This window comes from Cellulomonas triticagri, from assembly GCF_003696205.1.
GTDB lineage: Bacteria > Actinomycetota > Actinomycetes > Actinomycetales > Cellulomonadaceae > Cellulomonas > Cellulomonas triticagri.
In genome coordinates this window covers 1-21,637 of the sequence record NZ_RFFI01000035.1, presented here as the reverse complement: position 1 = coordinate 21,637, position 21,637 = coordinate 1, and the positions used below count along the sequence as shown (strand labels likewise).

Genomic DNA, 21,637 nt, shown 5'->3' with positions numbered 1-21,637 from the left:
GTTCTTCGATATGAAGGGTCCGTGTCATGCCCCCGAAGGCACCCTGGTTCGCCCGTCCGTCCGACCTCTGGTCCGTCCTGCTCGTCGGCGGCGCGGTCATCGCGTGGAACGCGGTGACCCTCGTCCGCGACCTCGTCCGACTGCTGCCGAACCAGGACGTGCAGGTGGACGTCCTGCTGCGCGGCGTGCCCCTCGACCTGCCGATCGGCCCGGGCGGCGCGACCGTCGCCGCGCACGTCGACACCGCGGGCGTCACCGTCCCCGACATGCCGCCCGGCACCTACGTGTCCGCGCTCGGCGCCGCCGTGGTCCCCCCGCTGGCCACCATCGCCATCACCGTCTGCGTGCTGCTGCTGTGCCGGCAGATGCTCGGCGGGCAGTTCTTCTCGCAGCGCGCCACGCGCCTGATCACGGCCGTCTCGCTGCTCATCGCGGGCGGCTGGTTCGCCTGGTTCGGGTTCTCCGTCATGGCGTCCAACGGCGCGCTCGCGCTCGTCGCGGACCCGGCGGTCCTCGACGCCGCCGAACGGCCGATGTCGTGGACCCCGATCCTCGCGGCCATGGCCGTCGGGGCGCTGGCCGCCGCGTTCCACGCCGGGGAGCGCATGCAGCGCGACGCCGAGGGCCTCGTCTGATGCCGCCCGAGGAGGACGCCGGGCGGGTGCACTGCCGGCTGGACGAGCTGCTGGCCGAGCGCGGGCTCACCCTGACCCGCCTCGCCGAGCTCGTCGGCGTCACCGTGGTCAACCTGTCCGTGCTCAAGAACGACCGCGCCCGCGCCATCCGGTTCTCGACGCTCACCGCCGTCTGCGACGTGCTCGGCTGCCAGGTCGGGGACCTGCTCGTCGTCACCCCGCCGGGCGGCGCCCGATAGGTGCCGGTAGGTGCCGATCGGTGCGGGCGTTGTCGGTGGGGTCGGGCATCCTGGTGCTCCGCCGACACCCCGAGGGGGTCCCCGTGGCCGACGCCGCACCGCTGCTCACCGTGCCCGACGTCGCCGCCTGGCGGACCTGGCTCGACGCGCACGAGGACGACCCCGACGGCGTCTGGCTGGTGCTCGCGAAGAAGGGCACCGTCGACCCCACCTCCCTGACCTACGCGCAGGCCCTCGACGAGGCCCTGTGCAGCGGGTGGATCGACGGGCAGAAGCGCAGCCACGACGCCGCGACCTTCCTGCAGAAGTTCACGCCCCGGCGGGCGCGTTCGCTGTGGTCGGTCCGCAACGTCGAGCACGTCGCCCGACTCACCGAAGCGGGACGGTTGCGTCCGCGCGGGGTCGCCGAGATCGAGCGGGCGCAGGGTGACGGACGCTGGGACCGCGCCTACGCCGGGTCCGCCACCGCCGTCGTCCCGGACGACCTGCTCGCCGCCCTCGACGCCGCCCCGGGCGCCCGCGAGCGGTTCACGGCGCTGAACGCCCAGGCGCGGTACTCGGTGCTGCACCCGGTGATGACCGCCGCGACCCCCGAGACCCGGGCGCGGCGCATCGCCCGGGCCGTCGCGGACCTGCTCACCGCGCCGACCGCCTGACGCCCGAGGGACCCGGCACGCGGAACCCGCCCCGCGGCCGCCTGTCCTGCGGCAAACTGCTGGCGTGAGGACCTCGACCCCCGTCGCCGCGTGGTGGCAGCCCGACCAGGGCGCCGCCTGACCTCACCCGTCCACGGCCGCCCGCACGGGCGGCCGACTCGCGCGAGAACTCCGACCCGTCGTGGGCACCGCTCCCCCCGACCCCACGGAGAGCCCTCATGACCAGCGCACCCCGCACCCGCGTCCTCACCGGTCTCAAGCCCACCGGCCGCCTCCAGATCGGCAACTACCTGGGCGCGATCCGCCCGCTGCTCGACCTGGCCGCGGACCCCGGCACCGACGTGATCGCCTGCGTCGCCGACCTGCACGCCCTCACCGTCGAGCACGACCCCGCCCGCCTGCGCGCCGCGTCCCGCGAGGTCGCCGCCACCCTGCTCGCCTGCGGCCTCGACCCGCGCGCCCGGCTGTTCCTGCAGTCGTCGGTGCCCGCCCACACCGCGCTGTCGTACCTGCTGGAGAGCACCGCGACCTACGGCGAGATGACCCGCATGGTGCAGTTCAAGGAGAAGTCGGCGGGCACCACCTCGATCCGCCTCTCCCTGCTCACCTACCCCGCGCTCATGGCTGCTGACGTCCTCGTGCACCGCGCGGACGTCGTCCCCGTCGGCGAGGACCAGCGGCAGCACCTCGAGCTCACCACGACGCTCGCCCGCCGGTTCAACGCCCGGTACGGCGACGTGCTCACCGTCCCCCGCGGCGTCACCCCGCCCGACGTGCCCCGGCTCAAGGACCTGCGCGACCCCACCACGAAGATGGGCAAGACCGGCTCCGACGGCAGCGGGGTGGTCTTCCTGCTGGACGACCCCGACACCGTCGCCGCCAAGGTCCGGCGCGTGGTCACGGACGCCGACCCCTCGCTCGCGCTCGACGCGGCGACCCGGCCCGGTGTCACGAACCTCGCGACGCTGCTGGGCGCGCTCAACGGCAGCACGCCGCAGGAGGCCGTCGCCGGGCTGCGCGGGTCCGGCGGGCTCAAGGCCGCCGTCACCGAGGCGCTGGTCGCGACCCTGCGGCCGGTGCAGCGCCGGTACGCGGAGATCACCGCCGACCCGGGCGAGGTGGACAGGGTGCTGCGCGCGGGGCGCGACGCCGTCGAGCCCGAGGCCACGGCGACCGTCGGCGCCGTCGCGGAGGCGATGGGGCTGGTCCCGGTGGGGTGAGACTCAGGAGCCCGCGACCACCGCCAGCGCCCCCGCCGCGACGTCGACCATCGTGACCGGCTGCGCCACGGCCGCGGGGTCGTCGGCGGCGAGCTGCACGACGACCACCACGGTGTCCCCCGCCGCGTCCTCGGCGAGCCACGTCCCCGTCATCACCCCCGGCGCGCTGCCGCCCTTGAACGCGACGTAGGGCCACGCGGCGGTGTCGACGTCGAAGCCCGGGTTCGCGGACAGGACGTCCCGGACCGGCTCCCCCGCCGGGGTCGTGGCCGCCTCCTGCAACCATGCGTGCGCGGCGCACAGGTCCCCCGCCGTGGCGAACCAGTCGGCGTCGTCCTGCCACGCCGGCGTCACGACCGCGGCCGGGTCGACGTCGAGCACCCCGCCCGGCAGGCCGTCCAGCAGGACGCGGCGCTCGGCGGCGTCGCCGTCGGCCCACGCGGTGCGCAGCGCGGGGTCGCCCCAGCCGACCCGGAACAGGTCCCGGGTGGTGAGCAGCGGCGTGTTCAGGGCGGGGTCGTGGTGGCCCATCGTCGCCTGGACCGCCTCGACGGCCTCGCGCCCGACGGCGGCGACCAGCAGGTCCGTGGCGGTGTTGTCGCTGATCGCGATCATCTGCGCGGCGGCCTCCCGCACGGTGACGGTCGTGCCGGTCGGCTCGTCCTGGAGGGTGCCCGAGGGCAGCGACCGGACGTCGTCCGTCAGCGTCAGCGTGTCGTCCCAGGCGAGGTCGCCGGCCTCGACGGCCTCGACCACCGCGCCGAGCACGTACAGCTTGATCGTGGACGCGAGCGGGAGGACGGCGTCCGGGTCCCTCCCCCGCGGCGCACCGTCGACCGGCGTGCACCGGCCGTCGTCGCCGACCCGCGCGACCAGCAGCGACGACCGGGCGTCGATCTCGCCGAGCCGCTCCTCGACCTCGGGCCACGACGACGGCACGGGTCGGTCCGGGTCGACGCCGGGCCCGAAGAACAGCGTCTCCACCAGCCCGTCGGCGTCCAGCCCGATCTGCACGGCGACGAACTCGCCGCCCTCGGTCGCGAGCGTCATCTCCAGCGCCGTCGTCGCGTCCGGCGGGGCGACCGCGACCGGGGTGTACGAGCCCTGCTCCTGCACCTGGACCAGCACTGCGGCCAGGTCGGACACCGGGATCTGCTCGAGGAACGACGGCGCGAACCGGCGCTCGAGCTCCGCCACCGGGGGCGCCTCGGACGCGGCGAGCACCCGGAGCACCCAGCGGGCGGTGTCGCCGACGGGGGTGTCCGGGAGCGTGACGGCCGCGCGCGTGCTGGCGGAGTCCGTCGGCGAGGTCGGGGCGCTCGGCGTGCCGCTCGAGCAGGCCGTCACCGCCAGCAGGACGGCCGCCGCAGCGGCGGCGACCCGGGGGCCACGACGCCGTCCGGTCCGCAGGGGCGAGGTCGGGTGCGCGTCGCTGAGCATGCGTTCCACCCTAGGCGGCGATCGATCACACGAGGTGCCGACGTGGGTGGCGGTCTCGCCTTCCACGTTGACGCTGAGCGTCACGTCAGCCGTGCGCTCGATCACCTGGTCGGTCAGGCCGAGGTCGTCGAGCGATACGCCGACCAGCACTGGATCCGGGGCGCCGCGCTGCCTGCAGATCCGCCAGACCGTGCGGTCGCAGGCGACCAGTCCGGCGCGAACGGCTTCGTCGGACAGAAGCCGGTGCCCGAACTCCGGGTCGTCGCGGTGGGCGTCGAACAACGCGTTCGCGAGGTGGGCCCGGGCGACCTCACGCGCGCCGACGGGCGCGGCGAACCACCGGTAGCACGGTTGTCTGGCGAGCTTCAGGAACCGTTCCCCCGCGCCGCTGCACTCCAAGCGGGAGTACCCCCCAGCGTCACCGCGACAGGCACCCGTCGGCGGCGAGCTCACTCACGAGCGGGTAGAACGTCGTCCCGGCAGATGCGCCCGCGACAGATGCGCAGCCGCGCGGCTCAGGACCTCGTTCTCCTGCTCCAGCAGATGGATCGGTCGGGGCATCCCCGCGGCGAGCCACGGGCACGACGTCGTCGCCGAAATCCTTGGTGCAGGGCCCTAGGCATGGTGCACATCCCTCCAGCAGACCCGACACCGCGAACTTCTCGGCAGGCACCGTCGCCAAAGAGATGCTGAGCCTGGTTCGGAGTCAGGCCGGTGTCGACAGAGCGAATGCCGCACCTGCAAGGCACAGGAGCGCCGCGGGGAGCGCGCCTGCCAGGAACTGGCCGCGCCACGACGCCTGCCTGGCGCCAGGGCCCTGAGCTCGCGACCGTGACCGGAGCGCCCACGTTCCGGTGGTCACCACCACCAGTGGGACACCGAACTGCAGCACCAGATCTGCCCGGGCCGTGCCCGCGAGCGTCGGCGCGCGCGTCGCCCAGCCGGCAAGGAGGTCGAGGACCACGAGAAGCCCGATGCCGATGCCCAGGACCGCGTATGCGACTGTCGTCCACCGCACCACCCACGTAGGGAGCGCCGCGCCACCGTGCAACCTCACCAACGACGTCACCAGCGGAACCACCACGAGAAGTCCACCCCCCAGGACGGCGGTGGCACTCCACCACCCTCGCGGCCCCGGCCCGCCGGCGGAGGACAAGGGGGCAGAGTAGAGCGCGCGGTCCATCCCCGTCGCGATCCACCACGTGCCGAGCAGCGCGACCGCCAGGTACGCACCACCCGTCGCGACCCGGGTTGCCGGTCCGCAGGTGTGTACCCGGTCACTCGGCGAGGTCATAGAACCTGTCCGCCAAGACCTGGGCTACCGCACGGGCCTCGGCACCGACGGGATGCTCGTGGACGAAGAACCACCGCGCCCAGCCGATCGGCGGCAGGAGGTTGCTGACACTGACCAGGTGCTCCAGCGCCTGGGTCAGCACCTCGTGCGAACCGAAACGACGTGTGAGGAACGCACGCCACCGCTGCTGCCAGGTCGGGTGCGAGGCAAGCACCTGTGCCCACGCGCCGGCGAATGTCGCGCCGCCCTCCATCGCCAGGGCGACCAGGTACCCGTCGGCATCGGCGATGGCGTCGGAACGGGAGAACCCGCTCAGTGAGACGTCTTCCTGGCCCACGTGCGTGGCAGCCCAGGCCCGGAACGGCTGCGGCTTACCCGCAGAGACGTAGTTGTCCCACGCCTGCGCGACATCGAGACCCCACCCACCGAGATCCCCCACTCCGGCCCGCCCGCTGCCCGGCGTCGTCCCCCAGATCCGCGCCCCGTGGGCCGTCGCGGCGGCATGTTGGAAGTCTCCCTCGTACCAGCCGTCGAGCGCATGAACATCACCGGCGGCCTCGAAGAACGCCCTCCGCGCCGACACCGCCCTCGCCATGATCGTGGGCACGGTGGACAGCGTCGTCTCGTAACGCGGCGTGTAGAGCTCCCAGGGCAACGTCTTCAGTTCGTCATTCAGCGCATAGGACTCACTCTGCAACCAGAACATGATCAACTCAGAACTCAGCACCGCCGGGCCATCCACACCAGCCTCAATCGCGCAACGCTCTGCAAGCACCTGAAGCTTCATCAGACCTGCCCGTTCTGACCCCACCTCTTTGGAGCCCCAGTGCAACGGGTGGAATGCACCGTCGCGCACCGGGGCTGCCGTCATGATTTCGGGGCCGACGGGCCGAGCGCGGTGGGAGACCACATTGCGGTCGATGTTCAGGTCCTTGAGCTCCTGGATCTGGTTGTAATGCCAGTTCTCCGGCATGCGGAAGCCTAGGTTGCCCGAGTATCCCGTGGACATCCCGCTCACCCACACAGCCTCCGCGAGTCCTGCCTGTGAGATCGCCGCCGCGACGTTTCGGGTGGCGTAGATGCCTACGCCATACCGGACGGCAGCGGAGCATCTCAACCCCTGGACGACACCCTCGAAGTACTCGCGGACGATCGATGATGCTTCGTCGCCCGTCGCGTCGTAGTCGACCGCGAAAAAAATGGTGGACGGCCCGATGCCTAGTTCACGCGCGCGGACTGCGGCTTGTTGACCGTGGTCCACTCCTGCCGCTCGGGTGAAGTACGTCGCGGCGTTGTTGTAGTTCTGGAATATGGGTGCCAACTTCAGCCCGGCACCATGGATCACCTCGATCTCACCCGGAGCAAGGGCTTTGCTCGCGACTGTCAGGTACCGGCCAGCGACCAGGAATCCACCGGCGCGGCGAGCCGCGGCAACCGACGCCGTCAGCGGTGTGTTCGTGTCGAACCCCGTGGCATGTTGGTCCGGGTTCCCGGTGCTGACCAGCAGCGCGGCCCAGGTGTCGAAGTCGCCACGACCTGCCGCAGGCGACTGCTGCTTGATGACCTGCATCTCCATGAACGTCTGAAACCGCAGGACTGCCTCTTGGGTCGAAGTGTCGAAAGATCCCGTGACCGGACTGTCGTACCCGTTGGCCGCCAGTGCGATCTGGAAAAGAGACACAAACGAGCGGTCGTCGTCACCGTCGCCAAGCTTGACGAGCCCAGAGGAGGCGAGCCCTTCCCTCGTGCCCGGACCGAAGTTGCCATTGGCGACCGAGTCAGACATTCCGAGCCCGTACTGTATGGCGTACATCAGCCCTTGTTGCATCTGCCGGGTGTACAGGCCATCGGTTGGGACGAGGTAAAAGTTCTTCCGGCCCCAGTATCGCCGGTTGAGCCACTGCTGACCCGCGCGCAGGGCGAGGGAGCCGCCAGTCAGCTGGACGTACGCATCCATGGTCAGCAGAGATTTCATCAGCTTGGACGGTACTGTGGCACTGCCGCCTAGCGGGTCGTCGGTCACGGCAAGGCCGAGGCGTGCCCGAACGGACGCGACCGAGACTGCGACCGCCTCGCTCCAACCGTCGCCGATCGGGCCTCCCCCGTAGCCCTTGCACCACAGCGCACACTGGAGTAGCACCACGACCTCGTGCTGCGTGGTAGCCGAGTTGATGCGGCCGATCTGAGCCTCGAAGGCGGCCCGGGTTGCGTCACCGAAGCTGTTGGACGGCTGGGCGATGCCGAGCTCGATCTGCAGCCCTCGGGTCAAGCCGTACATCGTGCCCCACCCGGTGCGCCCGTCCTCTGTGACGCGCGCGTAGCCCGTCCGCCCTCCGTAGGTCGCATTGATGTACTGCTGCGCCTTCAGCACCATCTGATCCATGTCGGGCCGTCCTCCTGGGGTCAGATGATGATTGAGTGGTCGTCCCGGCCCGAGCCGAGCTGCAGTTCAGGTCGGGTCGAACCGCTGGTGATTCGGACGTTGGCGGCCAAGCGAGCAGCCTCTTCCGGATCTGCCGGTACCGGCTCGGACCCCTCGACCGTCACCCTCACCGAACGACCTGCCGGGATAGGTTCAGTGAGCGTGAGCCCCAGGATCCCTAGGTCGTCGTCCACTTCCCATTGCGGTGCGATCGCGACAGGTTTCCCGTCATCAGCTGCTGCGGACACCACGGTGAGCTCTCCCGTGACCCGGCGATCCACAGTGAGGACCACCCTGGCTCCCGGAGGAACGGGCCCGGGACCAGTCGCGGTCACGAGGACGACCTCGGGACGTGAGTAAGTTGCAGCCGTCGCACCGTCGAACGGAACGGCCCAGAGCACGGAGATCTCGACGGCCCAGGCGACACCGTCGACCGAATGGGTCCCCGCGCTCCCCCGTCGTGCCGTCGACGACTCGGGGCCCACCACCCTGGAGCTCGCGCCTTCTACGATCACCACGGTATCCAGAGGAGCCTCGACCGGGTCGTCGTGCACTGACTCAGCGACGGCGATGTCAGGAAGCACCGTCCAACTTCCTCCGTCGTCGGCGCCCGGCAGATCCGCCAGCGGAATCCTGACAACCACAGCGCCATCTTCCTCTGACGTGACCGCGTCGACCGAGACGAGCGCATTCTCGTGCACGACCAGGCAGGTGACGGCCAGACCGACCGGCTGGACGAGTCTGCGATCCCAGGCGCATCGCAGGAAGACACCCGCACCGACCGCGCTCTGAGAGGTGACTCCGATCGGTCCCGGCGGCGCCCAGGTGCTTGCACGACCGGACTGGGTGTCGTAGACCGACAGCGTCCTCGCTGGAGGCACGACCCCCAGACCTCGGTTTTGGTCAGCCGCCGGCGAGACGGATGCCGGGACGCGCACGGCCGCCCACGAGATCGCGGTCAGCGTCCCCGTGACAAATGCCCGTCGACTAAGTGCACCCAAGACACCGCTCCCTTCCGACCAAGGACCTTCTGCAGATTGCACTCAGCAGGCACCTGGCATGCGACAAGCACCTTTCGCACCAGCACGCAGACGGCTAGCCCGCGTCGACTGACGGGCGCCGAAAGCCGGCGCGGTCAGGTGAACCTGACTCGAAGTACAGTCAGCTTGTGGTCATACGAGATATTGAAGTGGCGCCAGGTGTAGTCATGGGGGCCACGCACGGTCGACCAGTAGTAACCGTTTCCGAGCATGTAGTAAACCTGCCCCTTGTGAGTTCCGGGGTAGAGACGCGCGTCGCCAGCACCTCCCCAGTCAGTCATCTGGGTCGTCAGCACGTATGTACCCGCCGCTCCGGTGAAGCACTGTGTCGCGTACCCGTTGACAGCCACTTTGTACGAAGGGTTGTTGCTACCCGCACACGAGTATGTGGAGATCCGGGCTGCCGGATCCACCTGCGGAGCCACGATCACCACCCGCCTACTGGCCTCAAGGAACTCCTCCGCCAACTCGGCATTCAGCGTCATCTGCTCAGCCGCGACGCTCGGCGCAAGAGAATCCCAGAGCTTCTCCTGCTCCGCCACATCACGAGGGCTTCCGCCGTTTGCCGCCACCTCTTCAGGAGTAGCCAGGACCGAGCCCTCTAAAATGAGGCCCTCGCTGTTCGCCGTGGACGAGAGTGCCGGACCCTGAGATATCAGCAGGGCGGCAACAACAACCAAGACCGTTCCAGCAGTGCGCTTGAACATCTTCTTCACATCCTCTCTAGCCGGAAACCAACTTGTGCACCGTCGTCGCAGCCACTCTGCGCAGCATTGAGGTCACCTCGCACTGTCGACGATCTCCACGACTTCTCCCGTGTCCATGTCGACGATGACCGTTCCCACTTCTGGCCAACTGCTGCCCGGGGTTGGCACATACGAGACGTCGCTGGAACACGCGATCCTGTCGTAGGTCGAGATCACCTCGACCGTTGCGGCGTCGACCAACGCCACGCGAGGATGCTCGAGCATCCGCGGATCGCGCCAATCCACGGGGTCGGAGAGCACGTTCCCCTCGGCGTCTGCGGGCGTCGCGTTGAACCAGCCCTCCATGTCGCCGGCCCGGGCCGTCGCTGACCCGGGGAGCTCAGCGCACGGAACTCCCTCAAAGCTCGGATCGTGCGCAACCGCCGCCGCTGACTCACCTGCAAGGGGGGGATGCGGCGAGCTCCCCTGAGTGGTGCTGTCCCTGTTCGCGCAACTGGCAAGCGACGCTGCGATCACAACGGCGGCGAGGGGCGTTGACCACGATCGCCACTCTCGTGCCGACCCAGGCGCGCGCAGCAGACGTTGCATGATGCTTTCCTACAGTCCACGTACCCTGAAAGCAGGTGGAGAACCCGCTGCGTGAGGGCTATTTGAGTGGCAGGCGCCTCCTCTGAGAAGACAAGTAGGTGTCTTTGAGTGGCTCATCGGAAGCTCAGCAGGTAGTACGACGTCTCGAGCCACGTAGACGCGTTCCACGCACGCCCCGTGAGGACGGTGGGGTCTGCTGCACGTGTAGGTGACACCCATGTGTGGTGCTGGTAGGCGCCGCTGGAAGGATGTGCACCGTGCCCAGGCCCTATCCCACGGAGTTCCGCGACGACGTCGTGGCCGTGGCTCGCCGCGGGGACGCTCCGATCAAGCAGGTCGCGGTCGACTTCGCCCGTCGCCGAGTCGTGTCTGCGGAACTGGCTGCGTGATGCCGACGTCGCGGACGGCAACCGGCCCGGGGTGACCCGGACCGAGTCGGCCGAGCTGCGCGAGGCGAACCGGCGTATCCGCCTGCTGGAGCAGGAGAACGAGGTCTTGCGCCGCGCGGCCGCGTATCTCTCCCAGGCGCAGCTGCCGGGAAAGGCTCTACCCGCTCGTGAGTGAGCTCGCCGCCGACGGGGTGCCCGTCGTGGTGACGTGCCGGGTTCTCAAGCTCGCAAGACAGCCCGACTACCGGTGGCTCGCTGAGCCCGTCGGCGCGCGGGAGGTCGCCCGGCGCACCTCGCGAACGCGTTGTGCGACGCCCACCGCGACGACCCGGAGTTCGGCCACCGGCTCCTGGCCGACGAAGCCGCCCGCGCCAGTCTGGTCGCCTGCGACCGCGCGGTCTGGCGGATCTGTCGGGACAACCAGTGGTGGTCGGGGTTCGGCAAGAAGCGCTCGAAGAACCCGAAGAAGGCCGGTCCGCCGGCCCATGAAGACCTCGTGCTGCGCCAGTTCCGGGCGGACGCACCGAACCGGCTGTGGCTCTGGGACATCACCGAGCACCCCACGTCCGAGGGCAAGGTCTACCTCCGTGCGATCAAGGACATGTTCTCGGGCCGGATCGTCGGGTACTCGATCAGCGACCGCATGACGTCCCATATCGCGGTGGCCGCCCTGGTCAGTGCCGTGCAACGACGCGGCGAGGTGGCCGGGTGCGTGGTGCACTCCGACCGGGGCAGCCAGTTCCGAAGCCGGAAGGTGGCCCGCGTCCTGGCCCGTCACGACCTCGCCGGGTCGATGGGGCAGGTCGCCGCCGCCGGGGACAACGCCGCCATGGAGTCGTTCTTCTCGCTACTGCAGAAGAACGTCCTGGACCGCCGCCGCTGGGCCACCCGTGACGAGTTGCGCCTGGTGATCATCACCTGGATCGAACGGACCTACCACCGCCGCCGACGCCAGGTCCGCCTCGACCGCCTGACACCCATCGAGTACGAGACGATCAAGACCACTCAGGTCGCACTCGCCGCCTGAGTTCCGCTGTCACCTACACGTGCAGCAGACCCGGGCGACCGCGCACGACCGTGGTGAGCGGCGCCCAGGAGACCCGAGCGGGATCCAGCGCGTCACGCCTGGCCGGACCGGCGCAGGGGCGATGGTGCGGCCTCCCCCTCGACGCGTTGCTCGCGCCGACGCGCGCCGACATGGCGGAACACGCCTGCGCACGACGGAACACCTCACCGAGACGACAGGACGCGCCTCTGGACGGAACCCGTCGCACAGGCGCGTCCTGTCATCTCGACGCGCGTACGCGCCGGCGCGCCCAGGAGCACGACGAAGGCCCCGACCCTGGCGGGGGTCGAGGCCTTCGTCGTCGCTGTCTCAACGAGTGTCCGGAGGGGGACTTGAACCCCCACGCCCGTTAGGGCACTAGCACCTCAAGCTAGCGCGTCTGCCATTCCGCCACCCGGACAGGTGATCCCTGACGGCTCATCACGAGCGCTTCTCAGCGCCCTGACGACCCCTCAGGTGCGGCAGAAAACATAGCACGGTGTGGCGCCCGGGCACGCATCCGCAGGTGGGGGCACACTGGCGGTGTCCCGTGGGGCGCTCGTCCGGCGCTGCCCCGACGGGCGCGGCGCGGAGGTGGTGCGGGCATGGTGGACCAGGGTGGCGGGACCGACCGTTCGGGGTCCTCGAAGGCCGGTCCGCCCGCTGGTGGTGCGGCACGGCGGGTCGCGGGGCAGCGTCGCGCGGTGCCGTCGGGGGTGCCGGACGACGGCGTCCCGCGGTGGTTGCGGACGTCGGCGGGGATCACGTGGCGGCTGCTGGTGCTGCTGGCGGGGATCGCGTTGGTGTTCTTCGCCACATCGCAGGTGCAGCTGCTGTTCGTGGCGGTGTTCATCGCGTTCGTGATGGCGGCGGTGCTGCGTCCGGTCGTGGACGTGTACGCGAAGGTGATGCCGCGGGGGCTGGCGACGGCGCTGGGTCTGCTGAGCGGGTTCCTGGTGCTGGCGGGCATGGTGTTCTACGTCGGCTACTCGGTGGCGAACCAGTGGCAGGCGCTGTCGCGGCAGTTCGGGGACGGCATCGACCAGATCGTCGACTTCCTGGAGCACGGGCCGCTGCCGTTCTCGATCACGAACGAGCAGATCGCGGAGTGGATCGACACGGGCCGGCAGTGGCTGCAGGACCACGCGGGCGACCTGGCAGGCCAGGCGGCGGCGTCGGCGGGCTCGGTGGTGGAGGTGTTCACGGCGCTGGCGCTGGCGGTGTTCACGGCGATCTTCTTCCTGGCCCGGGGCCAGGAGATGTGGACGTGGTTCGTCAACCAGCTGCCCGGCTCGGTGCGGGAGTCGTGGAAGACCGCGGGCGGCACGGGCTGGTACACGTTCTCGGGCTACACGCGCGGGACGGTGATCATCGCGGTGACGGACGGCGCGCTGGCGTTCGTGCTGCTGTCGATCATCGGCGTGCCGCTCGCCGCTCCCCTGGCGGTGCTGGTGCTGATCGGTGCGTTCATCCCGCTGATCGGCGCCCCGGCGGCGATGGTGATCGCGATGATCGTGGCACTGGCGGCGAACGGGCCTATCCAGGCGGCGGTGGTCGGCATCGGGATCGCGCTGATCGGGCAGTTCGAGGGGCACGTGCTGCAGCCGCTGGTGATGGGCAAGCAGGTCTCGCTGCACCCGGTGGTGGTGGCGCTGGCGGTGACGGGCGGGACGCTCACCGCCGGGATCCTCGGTGCGGTGATCGCGGTGCCGCTGGTGTCGGTGGCCTGGGCGATCTACTCGCGGTTCCACCAGACGGATCCGCCGATGCCGGTGGACGAGGCGAACGACGGCGTGCGGCCCGTGGACGACGACGACCGCGACGACGAGGGCGACGCCGACGCCTCACGATGAGGCGCGCGACGCGCGTGTGACCGAGGTCACGGCGCGCCTGGCGGAATCCGGTGCCCGCGTCTGGGAACTTCGTCCCACGCACCGGCGTTGGAGCGCTCGGACCGTGCCCCCGACCTGGAGAGAGATGGACGGCGACAGTAGTAGCAACCCCCTGACCCGTGACGAGACCGGGGCGGGGGGTGAGAGGTGATGTGGGTGCTGTCGCTCCTGCTCGGCCTGCTGGTCGTGCTGGCGATCACCGCGGCGACCGGGTACTTCGTGGCCCAGGAGTTCGCCTACATGGCCGTCGACCGGTCGCGTCTCAACGCGCGCGCGGCCGACGGCGACGGGGGTGCCCGGCGTGCGCTGCAGGTGACGCGACGGACGTCGTTCATGCTGTCGGGCGCCCAGCTCGGCATCACGGTCACCGGTCTGCTGGTCGGCTACGTCGCCGAGCCGCTGATCGGTGAGTCCATCGGCGAGGCCCTGGGCGGCGTGGGCGTGCCCCGCGGCGTCGGCATCGCGATCGGCACGGTCGGCGCGCTGCTGCTGTCCACGCTGATCCAGATGCTGTTCGGCGAGCTGTTCCCGAAGAACCTCGCCATCGCCCGGCCCGAGCCGGTCGCGGTGGCGCTCGCGACGTCGACCAACGTGTACCTCAAGGTGCTCGGCTGGCTGATCCGGGTGTTCGACTCCGCGTCGAACGCCCTGCTGCGGCTGCTGCGCATCGAGCCGGTGCACGACGTCGAGCACTCGGCGACGGCCCGCGACCTGGAGCACATCGTCGCGGAGTCGGCCCAGAGCGGGGACCTGCCCCGCGAGCTGTCGATGCTGCTGGACCGGATCCTGGACTTCCCGGAGCAGGACGTGGAGCACGCGATGATCCCGCGCTCCCGCGTCGACGTGGTGCGCACGGGCGACACCGTCGCCGAGGTGCGCGAGGTCATGGCCACCGGCCACTCCCGCTACCCCGTGCTGGGTCAGGACGAGGAGGTGCGCGGTGTCGTGCACCTGCAGGACGTGCTCGCCGCCGCCGACCGGGGCACCGAGCCCGTCGAGGCGCTGATGCGCCCGGCCGAGCTGCTGCCCACGTCGATGACCCTCCCGGACGCGCTGCGCCGCCTCGCGGCGGGCCGCAACCAGCTCGCGTGCGTGCTGGACGAGTACGGCGGCCTCGCGGGCGTGCTCACCTTCGAGGACCTCGCCGAGGAGCTCGTCGGCGAGATCACCGACGAGCACGACACCGGCGTGCACGCCCCGACCCTCGCGGAGGACGACGGCGCCTGGACCATGGCGGGCGACGTCCACGTGGACGAGGTGGAGCGCGCCGTCGGGCGCGACCTGCCCCGGGACGACTACGAGACCATCGGCGGCCTGGTCATCGCCGCGCACGGCTCCCTGCCCCCGGCCGGGACCAGCGTGGTCGTGCTGCTGCCGGACGACCCGGGCGAGCTCGCGCACGCCGGGGAGCCCGACCCGGTGTGGATGCGGGTGGACGTGCTGGAGATCGAGCGGCACGTGCCGTCGCTGGTGCGGGTGACTGTGCCCGCCGACCCGCCGCCGACCGAGGACGAGCGCGAGACCGCCGTCTCCCGCGACCAGGAGGAGGACCGATGAGCGACCCCGTCGTGGTCATCGTCGTGACCGTGGCCCTGATCGCGCTGAGCGCGTTCTTCGTGGCCGTCGAGTTCGCCGCCCTCGCGGCCAAGCGCTACCGTCTGGAGGAGGCCGCCCCGCGCAGCCGCTCCGCCCGGGCGGCCCTGCGCTCGTCCTCCGAGCTGACCGTGCTCCTCGCGGGCTCCCAGCTCGGCATCACGGCCTGCACCCTGGCGCTCGGCGCGGTCACCAAGCCCGCCGTGCACCACTGGCTGACCCCGCTGTTCGAGCAGTGGGGCGCCGCCCTGTGGCTCGCGGACGTCGCCGGGTTCGTGCTGGCGCTGGTCATCGTGACGTTCCTGCACCTCGTCGTCGGCGAGATGGCCCCGAAGTCCTGGGCCATCGCGCACCCGGAGACGTCGGCGATCATGCTCGCCACCCCGATGCGCGCGTTCATGTGGCTGACCCGCCCCGTGCTGCGCGTGCTCAACGAGGCGGCCAACTGGTGCCTGCGCAAGGTCGGCGTCGAGCCGGCCGACCAGATCGCCACCGGGCAGAACCCGGACGACCTGCGGCACCTGGTCGAGCACTCGGCCAACGTCGGGGCGCTGGACGAGGCGTACTCGGCGCAGATCACCGGGGCGCTCGAGCTCCAGACCATGACGGTGCGCGACCTGCTCACCGGCGCGAGCACCCCCACGGCCGTCCCGGTGGACGCGACGATGGCGGACGTCCGCGCCGCCACCCGGGCCTCGGGGCACCTGCGCGTGCTCGTCGGCACGGGCGAGCGCCTGGACGGGGTCACCCACGTGCGCGACACCCTCGCGCACCCGGACGACGCCCCGGTCTCCCCCGTGGTGCGGCCCGTGCTGCACCTCGCGGCGGACGCCCCGGTCGCGGCGGCGCTCACCGAGATGCGCGAGAAGCGGCAGCACCTCGCGGTCGTGCACGACGGCGAGCGGGTGGTGGGCGTCGCGACGCTCGCCGACGTCCTCGCACGGCTGTTCCCGGTCGCGGCGGGGACGACGGTCACCGGGACGACGCCCACGGCGGTCGCCGGGGCCTGACCCGACGCCCGACGCGCCCGTCCGCCCCGTCCGGGGGTGGGCGGGCGCTCGTGCATCGGCACCTGCAGCGCCCCCGGGATCTGCTGCCGCGCCGAGAGGTCAGCTGATGCGGGGTTCGCGGACGTGGACCCCGCACGTGGTGACCGTTCGGGGCCCGGGACCCTGGGGGCCGTGCGCGGTCAGAGGGCGGGGGTGTCGCCCAGGGCGTCCAGAGCCACGGCGAGGGCGGTGACGCCGGCGCCGTCGACCGGGCGCAGCGGGGCCGGGAGCACGCCGGCGTCGACCCCGGTCAAGCGCGCGACGGCGTGCACGGCGCGCGGGCCACCGAGGGACACCACGAGCTCGGCGACGGGCGCCAGGCGGGTCATGAGCGCCCGGGCCTCGTCCGCGCGACCGTCCGCCGCCGCGGTGGCGACCGCGACGTACCAGGCGGGCAGCACGCTCGCCAGGCCCGAGTGCCAGGTGCGGGCACCCGCGAGCAGCCCGTCCGCCCCGAAGACGTCCCCGCTGCACCCGACCTCCACCGTCGCGGGCACCTGCGCCACGAGCGCGCGGATCCGCGCGTCGAGCTCGGTCGCGTCGCTCCCCCGGTCCTTGACGCCACCGACCCCGGGCACCCGGGCGGCCCGGACGAGGGTGTCGACCTCGTACCGGAAGCTCGTCGTGACCGGGTTGTGGTAGAGCCACACGGGCACCTGCGCGGCGTCGGCGACGTCCTCGACCAGCCCGATCACCTCGTCGTCGGTGAGGCGCAGGTACGCGAGCGTCGGCAGCAGCACCGCCGCGGCGCCGGCCCGCTCGGCGACGATCGTGTGCACGACGACCTCGTCGGTGGTGAACGCCCCGACCCCGGCGACCACGGGCACGCGCCCGTCCGCGGCGGCGACCGCGGCCTCGACCGTGAGCCGCCGCTCGGCGGGCGTCAGGTAGGGGTACCCGCCGGTGCTGCCGAGCACCGCGATGCCGGAGGCACCGGCGCGGATCGCGCGGTCGGCGAGGTCCTCCAGGGGCTCGGTCCGCACCTCCCCCTCGCTGCCGCGCGGCGTGGGCAGGTAGGCCACCAGGGGGCCGAGGATCGACATCGCCCGAGCATAGGACGCAGGTCGGGGCGACGCGGGCAGTTCTGGGACCAGGGTCCCACTCGTGCTCGGCGAGCGCGACTAACGTCGAGAGGGAACCGGTTTCTAGCGACGAAGGAGTCGTGATGCCCCGTTCCACCCATGACCCCCGCCGTCCCGACCCGCTCGCGGCCACCGGGGCGCACGTGACCCTCGCCGGGGCGGCCGCCGCGCTGCTCGCCGCCGTGGGCGCCGCCATGGGCGCCGCGCTGCTGCGGGTCCGCGCCCGCGGGCTGACCGCGCCCTGAGACCGGACGGGCCGGCACCCGGGTCTTCCCCCGGGCCGACGGGCGCCGGCCCGTCCACCAGCACGGTCACTGGAAGTCGCGCGAGGACGTCGCCACGGCCAGCGACAGCGGTGTCAGGTGCTCGGCGACCAGGTTCGTCGCCCCGTCCGCACGCTCCAGCCGCCCCCGGACGACGAGCGCCCGCGAGGTGCGCGCGACCTTCCGGAACCGCTGCCACAGCCCGGTGCTGCACACGATGTTCAGCAGCCCGGTCTCGTCCTCCAGCGACAGGAAGGTGACGCCCCCGGCGGTCCCGGGCCGCTGCCGGTGGGTGACCACCCCGGCGACGGCGACCCGCCGCTCGGCCTCGTGCCGGAACGCCTGCTCGACCCGCAGCACCCCGGCGGCGTCCAGCCCGTCGCGCACGTGCTGCGTCGGGTAGGAGTCGACCGTCACCCCGGTCGCCCAGACGTCCGCGACGGCGAGCTCGACCGTGCTCATGCCCGGCAGCGTCGGCGCCTCGACGCCGACGGAGACGCCCGGCAGCGTGCCCGGGCCCTCCTGGGCGAGCGCCCCGGCCGCCCACAGCGCCTCGCGACGGGTGACGCCCAGCGTCTCGAGCGCGCCGCTGGTGGCGAGGGCCTCGAGCTGGGTGGTGCTGAGGTCGACCCGGCGCACCAGGTCCCGCAGGTCCGCGAACGGCCCGTGGGCGTCGCGCTCGGTGACCAGGCGCTCGGCGACCTTCTTCCCCACGGTGCGCACCGACGCCAGGCCGATCCGCACGGCGAGCGACCGGTCGGGGTCCCCGGTGTCGTGGAGCACGCCCTCCCCGCCCCGGCGCAGGCGCGGGACCGGGGCCGTGCCCGACTGCAGCGGGGTGAGACGCGGCTCGCCCCCGGCGGGGGTGTCCGCGGTGCGCTCGACCACGGCCTGCACCCCCGAGCGCTGCACGTCGGGGCGCAGCACCCCGATGCCGTGCCGCCGGGCGTCCGCGACGAGGGTCTGCGGCGAGTAGAACCCCATGGGCTGCGCGGCGAGCAGCCCGGCGTAGAACGCCGCGGGGTGGTGCACCTTGAGCCACGAGCTCGCGTAGACGAGGAACGCGAACGAGTAGGCGTGCGACTCCGGGAACCCGAAGTCGGCGAACGCCTTGAGCTTCTCGTAGATCTCCTCCTGCACGTCGGGGGCGACGCCGTTGCGGGTCATCCCCGCCATCAGGCGGGCCCGCAGCGCCTCCATCTTCTCGATGCTGCGCTTGGAGCCCATCGCGCGGCGCAGCTGGTCGGCCTCGGCGGGCGTGAAGTCCGCGACGTCGATCGCCATCTGCATGAGCTGCTCCTGGAACAACGGCACCCCCAGGGTGCGCTTGAGGGACTTCTCCAGGCGCGGGTGCGGGTAGGTCACCGGCTGCCGCTTCTGGTACCGCTCGATGTAGGGGTGCACGGACCCGCCCTGGATGGGTCCGGGGCGGATGAGGGCGACCTCCACGACGATCCCGTAGAAGTCCCGGGGCTGCAGGCGCGGCAGCGTGCCCATCTGCGCGCGGGACTCCACCTGGAACACCCCGACGGTGTCGGCGGCGCACAGCAGGTCGTAGACCAGGGGGTCCTCGTGCGGCAGCCGGTGCAGGTCGGGGCGCGGGGAGCCGTGCCGCTCGACCTCGTCGAACGCCAGGCGCAGCGCCGTGAGCATCCCGAGGCCCAGCAGGTCGAACTTCACCAGGCCCGCGTCCGCGCAGTCGTCCTTGTCCCACTGCAGGACGGTGCGGCCCTCCATGCGCGCCCACTCCACCGGGCACACCTCGATGACCGGCCGGTCGCACATCACCATGCCGCCGGAGTGGATGCCGAGGTGCCGGGGCAGGCGCAGGAACCGGTCGGCGAGGTCGATGACCTGCTCCGGGATCTCGGCGAGGTCGCTGGCGGGCGGCGGGCGGTGCGCGGGGACGACGTCGTGGCCGTCGGCGGTGCGCTCCCCGGCGGCGCGGTCGGTGTCGTCCAGCCCGGCGGGGCGCCGCGGGGCCGGGTCGGACGCGACCGACCACGGCGGCTTCGGCTCCGCGCGGCGGCCCGCCGGGACCGGTGCGGTCTCCGGCTCGTGGTTCCAGCCCCAGACGACGCCCTCGGGGTCGCGCTGCTGCGCTGCCCACGCGGCGGCCCGCCGGTCCTGGCGGGTCGCGGCGTGCTGCTGCCCAGGGATCCGCACGGCGTCCCGGGCGTCCAGGGCGGCACGACCCGCAGGACCAGCCGGGCGGGCACCGGGGCGGGTCGACGTGGGCCGGGCGGGCTGCGCCTGGGTCGGCGGGGCGACCGCCGAGGCCGCGGGCTGCTGCGGGCCGCGGTTCTCCCCCGACCACCACGGGTGCCGGGGCGCCGGGCCGCGCAGGGTGCCCCAGCGCTCGATGGACTTGCTCCACGCGTCCTGCTGCCCGACGTCGTGCCCGAGGGCGCGGGCGGCGTCGCGCACGGCGGAGCGCGCCCGGTAGGAGATGACGTTGGCGACCTGGGCGGCGTGGGTGCGGCCGTGCTTCGCGTAGACGTACTGGATGACCTCCTCGCGGCGCCCGGACTCGATGTCGACGTCGATGTCCGGCGGCCCGTCGCGCTCGGGCGCGAGGAACCGCTCGAACAGCAGGCCGTGCTTGACGGCGTCGACGGCGGTGATCCGCAGCGCGAAGCACACCGCGGAGTTCGCGGCGGACCCGCGCCCCTGGGCGAGGATGCCGTTGCGGTGGCAGAAGTCGACCAGGTCGTAGACGACGAGGAAGTACCCGGGGAACCCGAGCTGCTCGATGACCCGCAGCTCGTGCTCCAGCTGGGCGTACGCGCCGGGCACCGTCTCGGCCTCCGGCGGGCCGTAGCACTCGCGGGCCCCGCGGCGGACGAGCTCGCGCAGCCAGGTGGCCTCGGTGTGCCCCTCCGGCACGGGGTACGGCGGCAGCCGGGGGGCGACGAGGTGCAGGTCGAACGCGCTCTCCGCCCCGAGCGCGGCGGCGGTGGCGACGGCCTGCGGGTGCCGGCGGTGCCGCCGCAGCATCTCGGCGGCGGACCGCAGGTGCGCGGTCGGGGCGCCGGGCAGCCACCCGTCCAGGTCCTCCATGGACGACCGGGCGCGCACGGCCGCCAGCGCGGCGGCGAGGTCGGCGTCCCGGGGCGTCGCGTAGTGCACGTTGCCGGTGGCGACCAGCGGCAGCCGGGCGTCGTGGGCGAGCGCGGCGAGGGCGTCCACCACCTCCGAGTCGTACGGGCCGCCGCCCTCGGTGACCTCGACGGCGACGTTGTCCCGCCCGAACAGCGCGACCATCCGGTCCAGCTCGACCCGGGCGCGGTCCACGCCCGCGGTGGTGACGCCGGGCTCCCGGCCGCCGTCGCTCAGCGCGTGCCGCACCAGGCCCTTGCGGCAGCCCGTGAGCACCAGCCACCGGCCGTCGGACTGCTCGGCCAGGGACTCCAGCCGGTACTCGGCGGCGCCCTTGGTGCCGGTGGCCAGGTGCGCCTCGGCGATGGTGCGGGACAGCGCCCGGTACCCCTCGGGGCCGCGCGCGAGCACCGGCAGGTGCACCGACCGCGGGTCGGGCACGCCGGTGGGCGGGTCCAGCACGTCCGGGCCGCCGACGCCGGGCACCGGCAGGTGCAGCTCCGCGCCGAACACCGTGCGCAGCCCGACCTCCCGCGCCGCCTCGGAGAACCGGACGACGCCGTACAGGCCGTCGTGGTCGGTCAGGGCGAGCGCGTCCAGCCCGAGCCGGGCGGCCTCGGCGGCGAGCTCCTCGGGCTGGCTCGCGCCGTCGAGGAAGCTGAACGCCGAGTGCGCGTGCAGCTCCGCGTACCGGGGTGCGTCAGTCATAGACGGCCTCGCAGGTCCAGCCCTCGGGGCGGCAGGCGAGCAGCAGCGCGCGCCCGTCGGCCAGCGTGACCTGGACGTGCACCCGCAGCCGGGCGCCGTCCTCGGACCACCAGCGGTCGGCGACCGGCCACGGCCCGGCCCACCCCGCGACGTCGTGCTCGGCGGCGGGCCGGCGGTCGGTCGCGGCGGTGCGCACCCGGGCGGGGTCGCCGCTCAGGTCGAACCGGGCGTCCACCACGACGGGGCGCCCGGCGGCGTCGAGCACCGTGACGGCCG

The 21,637-nt window shown here is 72.3% G+C and carries 15 protein-coding genes, 1 tRNA gene and 2 pseudogenes; 9 read left to right on the top strand and 9 right to left on the bottom strand.

The annotated features are described in order from the left end of the window. Positions 1-26 precede the first annotated feature (26 nt). From EBM89_RS08215 to trpS, 4 genes are all read left to right on the top strand, one after another. The gene (locus EBM89_RS08215) at positions 27-635 is read left to right on the top strand and encodes a hypothetical protein (RefSeq protein WP_122148959.1); all 609 of its coding nucleotides are present in this window, start codon (positions 27-29) and stop codon (positions 633-635) included. Next, entirely contained in the window at positions 635-874 is a 240-nt protein-coding gene (locus EBM89_RS08210) for a helix-turn-helix domain-containing protein (RefSeq protein WP_122148958.1), read from the top strand. The genes EBM89_RS08215 and EBM89_RS08210 overlap by 1 nt, the downstream gene beginning before the upstream one ends. A gap of 83 nt (positions 875-957) precedes the next feature. Next, positions 958-1,530, top strand: coding sequence for a YdeI/OmpD-associated family protein (locus EBM89_RS08205; RefSeq protein ID WP_122148967.1), 573 nt, complete (start codon positions 958-960; stop codon positions 1,528-1,530). A 218-nt stretch (positions 1,531-1,748) separates the two neighbouring features. After that, complete coding sequence (gene trpS, locus EBM89_RS08200; RefSeq protein WP_122148957.1) at positions 1,749-2,750, top strand: tryptophan--tRNA ligase; 1,002 nt, start codon at positions 1,749-1,751, stop codon at positions 2,748-2,750. Positions 2,751-2,753: 3 nt separating this feature from the next. Here trpS and EBM89_RS08195 read toward each other — a convergent pair whose 3' ends face one another. From EBM89_RS08195 to EBM89_RS08170, 5 genes are all read right to left on the bottom strand, one after another. Further along, on the bottom strand, positions 2,754-4,190 hold the full coding sequence (locus EBM89_RS08195) for a serine hydrolase (protein ID WP_147463490.1): 1,437 nt from the start codon (positions 4,188-4,190) through the stop codon (positions 2,754-2,756). A 1,277-nt stretch (positions 4,191-5,467) separates the two neighbouring features. Then, on the bottom strand, positions 5,468-7,867 hold the full coding sequence (locus tag EBM89_RS08185) for a glycoside hydrolase domain-containing protein (RefSeq protein ID WP_122148954.1): 2,400 nt from the start codon (positions 7,865-7,867) through the stop codon (positions 5,468-5,470). A 20-nt stretch (positions 7,868-7,887) separates the two neighbouring features. After that, positions 7,888-8,607, bottom strand: coding sequence for a hypothetical protein (locus EBM89_RS08180; protein WP_147463489.1), 720 nt, complete (start codon positions 8,605-8,607; stop codon positions 7,888-7,890). 434 nt (positions 8,608-9,041) lie between these two features. Continuing rightward, a complete protein-coding gene (locus tag EBM89_RS08175) occupies positions 9,042-9,662 on the bottom strand; it encodes a hypothetical protein (RefSeq protein WP_147463488.1) in 621 nt (206 codons plus the stop codon). Positions 9,663-9,725: 63 nt separating this feature from the next. Further along, the gene (locus tag EBM89_RS08170; RefSeq protein WP_122148951.1) at positions 9,726-9,998 is read right to left on the bottom strand and encodes a hypothetical protein; all 273 of its coding nucleotides are present in this window, start codon (positions 9,996-9,998) and stop codon (positions 9,726-9,728) included. 500 nt (positions 9,999-10,498) lie between these two features. On the opposite strand from EBM89_RS08170, the pseudogene EBM89_RS08165 reads away from it, so the two are divergent. Continuing rightward, a pseudogene (locus EBM89_RS08165) lies at positions 10,499-11,657 on the top strand (IS3 family transposase). Between the two features lie 356 nt (positions 11,658-12,013). Here the strand turns inward: EBM89_RS08165 and EBM89_RS08160 are convergent. Then, a tRNA-Leu gene (locus tag EBM89_RS08160) sits at positions 12,014-12,096 on the bottom strand. A gap of 184 nt (positions 12,097-12,280) precedes the next feature. Between EBM89_RS08160 and EBM89_RS08155 the strand changes: the two genes are divergently transcribed. The 3 genes from EBM89_RS08155 to EBM89_RS08145 all read left to right on the top strand — a co-directional run bounded on the left by EBM89_RS08155 (position 12,281) and on the right by EBM89_RS08145 (position 16,170). Then, the gene (locus tag EBM89_RS08155; RefSeq protein WP_122148950.1) at positions 12,281-13,528 is read left to right on the top strand and encodes an AI-2E family transporter; all 1,248 of its coding nucleotides are present in this window, start codon (positions 12,281-12,283) and stop codon (positions 13,526-13,528) included. A gap of 189 nt (positions 13,529-13,717) precedes the next feature. Further along, positions 13,718-15,124, top strand: coding sequence for a hemolysin family protein (locus EBM89_RS08150; RefSeq protein WP_122148949.1), 1,407 nt, complete (start codon positions 13,718-13,720; stop codon positions 15,122-15,124). Then, on the top strand, positions 15,121-16,170 hold the full coding sequence (locus EBM89_RS08145; RefSeq protein WP_122148948.1) for a hemolysin family protein: 1,050 nt from the start codon (positions 15,121-15,123) through the stop codon (positions 16,168-16,170). Before EBM89_RS08150 ends, EBM89_RS08145 begins: the two co-directional genes overlap by 4 nt. 179 nt (positions 16,171-16,349) lie before the next feature. Here the strand turns inward: EBM89_RS08145 and EBM89_RS08140 are convergent, their stop codons facing one another. Then, positions 16,350-17,252, bottom strand: coding sequence for a dihydrodipicolinate synthase family protein (locus tag EBM89_RS08140; protein ID WP_122148947.1), 903 nt, complete (start codon positions 17,250-17,252; stop codon positions 16,350-16,352). A gap of 122 nt (positions 17,253-17,374) precedes the next feature. Between EBM89_RS08140 and EBM89_RS21155 the strand changes: the two genes are divergently transcribed. Continuing rightward, the gene (locus tag EBM89_RS21155) at positions 17,375-17,536 is read left to right on the top strand and encodes a hypothetical protein (RefSeq protein WP_158609567.1); all 162 of its coding nucleotides are present in this window, start codon (positions 17,375-17,377) and stop codon (positions 17,534-17,536) included. Positions 17,537-17,602: 66 nt separating this feature from the next. Here EBM89_RS21155 and EBM89_RS08135 read toward each other — a convergent pair whose 3' ends face one another. Together EBM89_RS08135 and EBM89_RS21150 are read right to left on the bottom strand one after the other, a co-directional pair. Next, complete coding sequence (locus tag EBM89_RS08135; RefSeq protein WP_122148946.1) at positions 17,603-21,361, bottom strand: PHP domain-containing protein; 3,759 nt, start codon at positions 21,359-21,361, stop codon at positions 17,603-17,605. Beyond that, positions 21,354-21,637: pseudogene (locus tag EBM89_RS21150) on the bottom strand (DNA polymerase Y family protein); the annotation flags it as partial. The gene EBM89_RS08135 and the pseudogene EBM89_RS21150, both read right to left, overlap by 8 nt.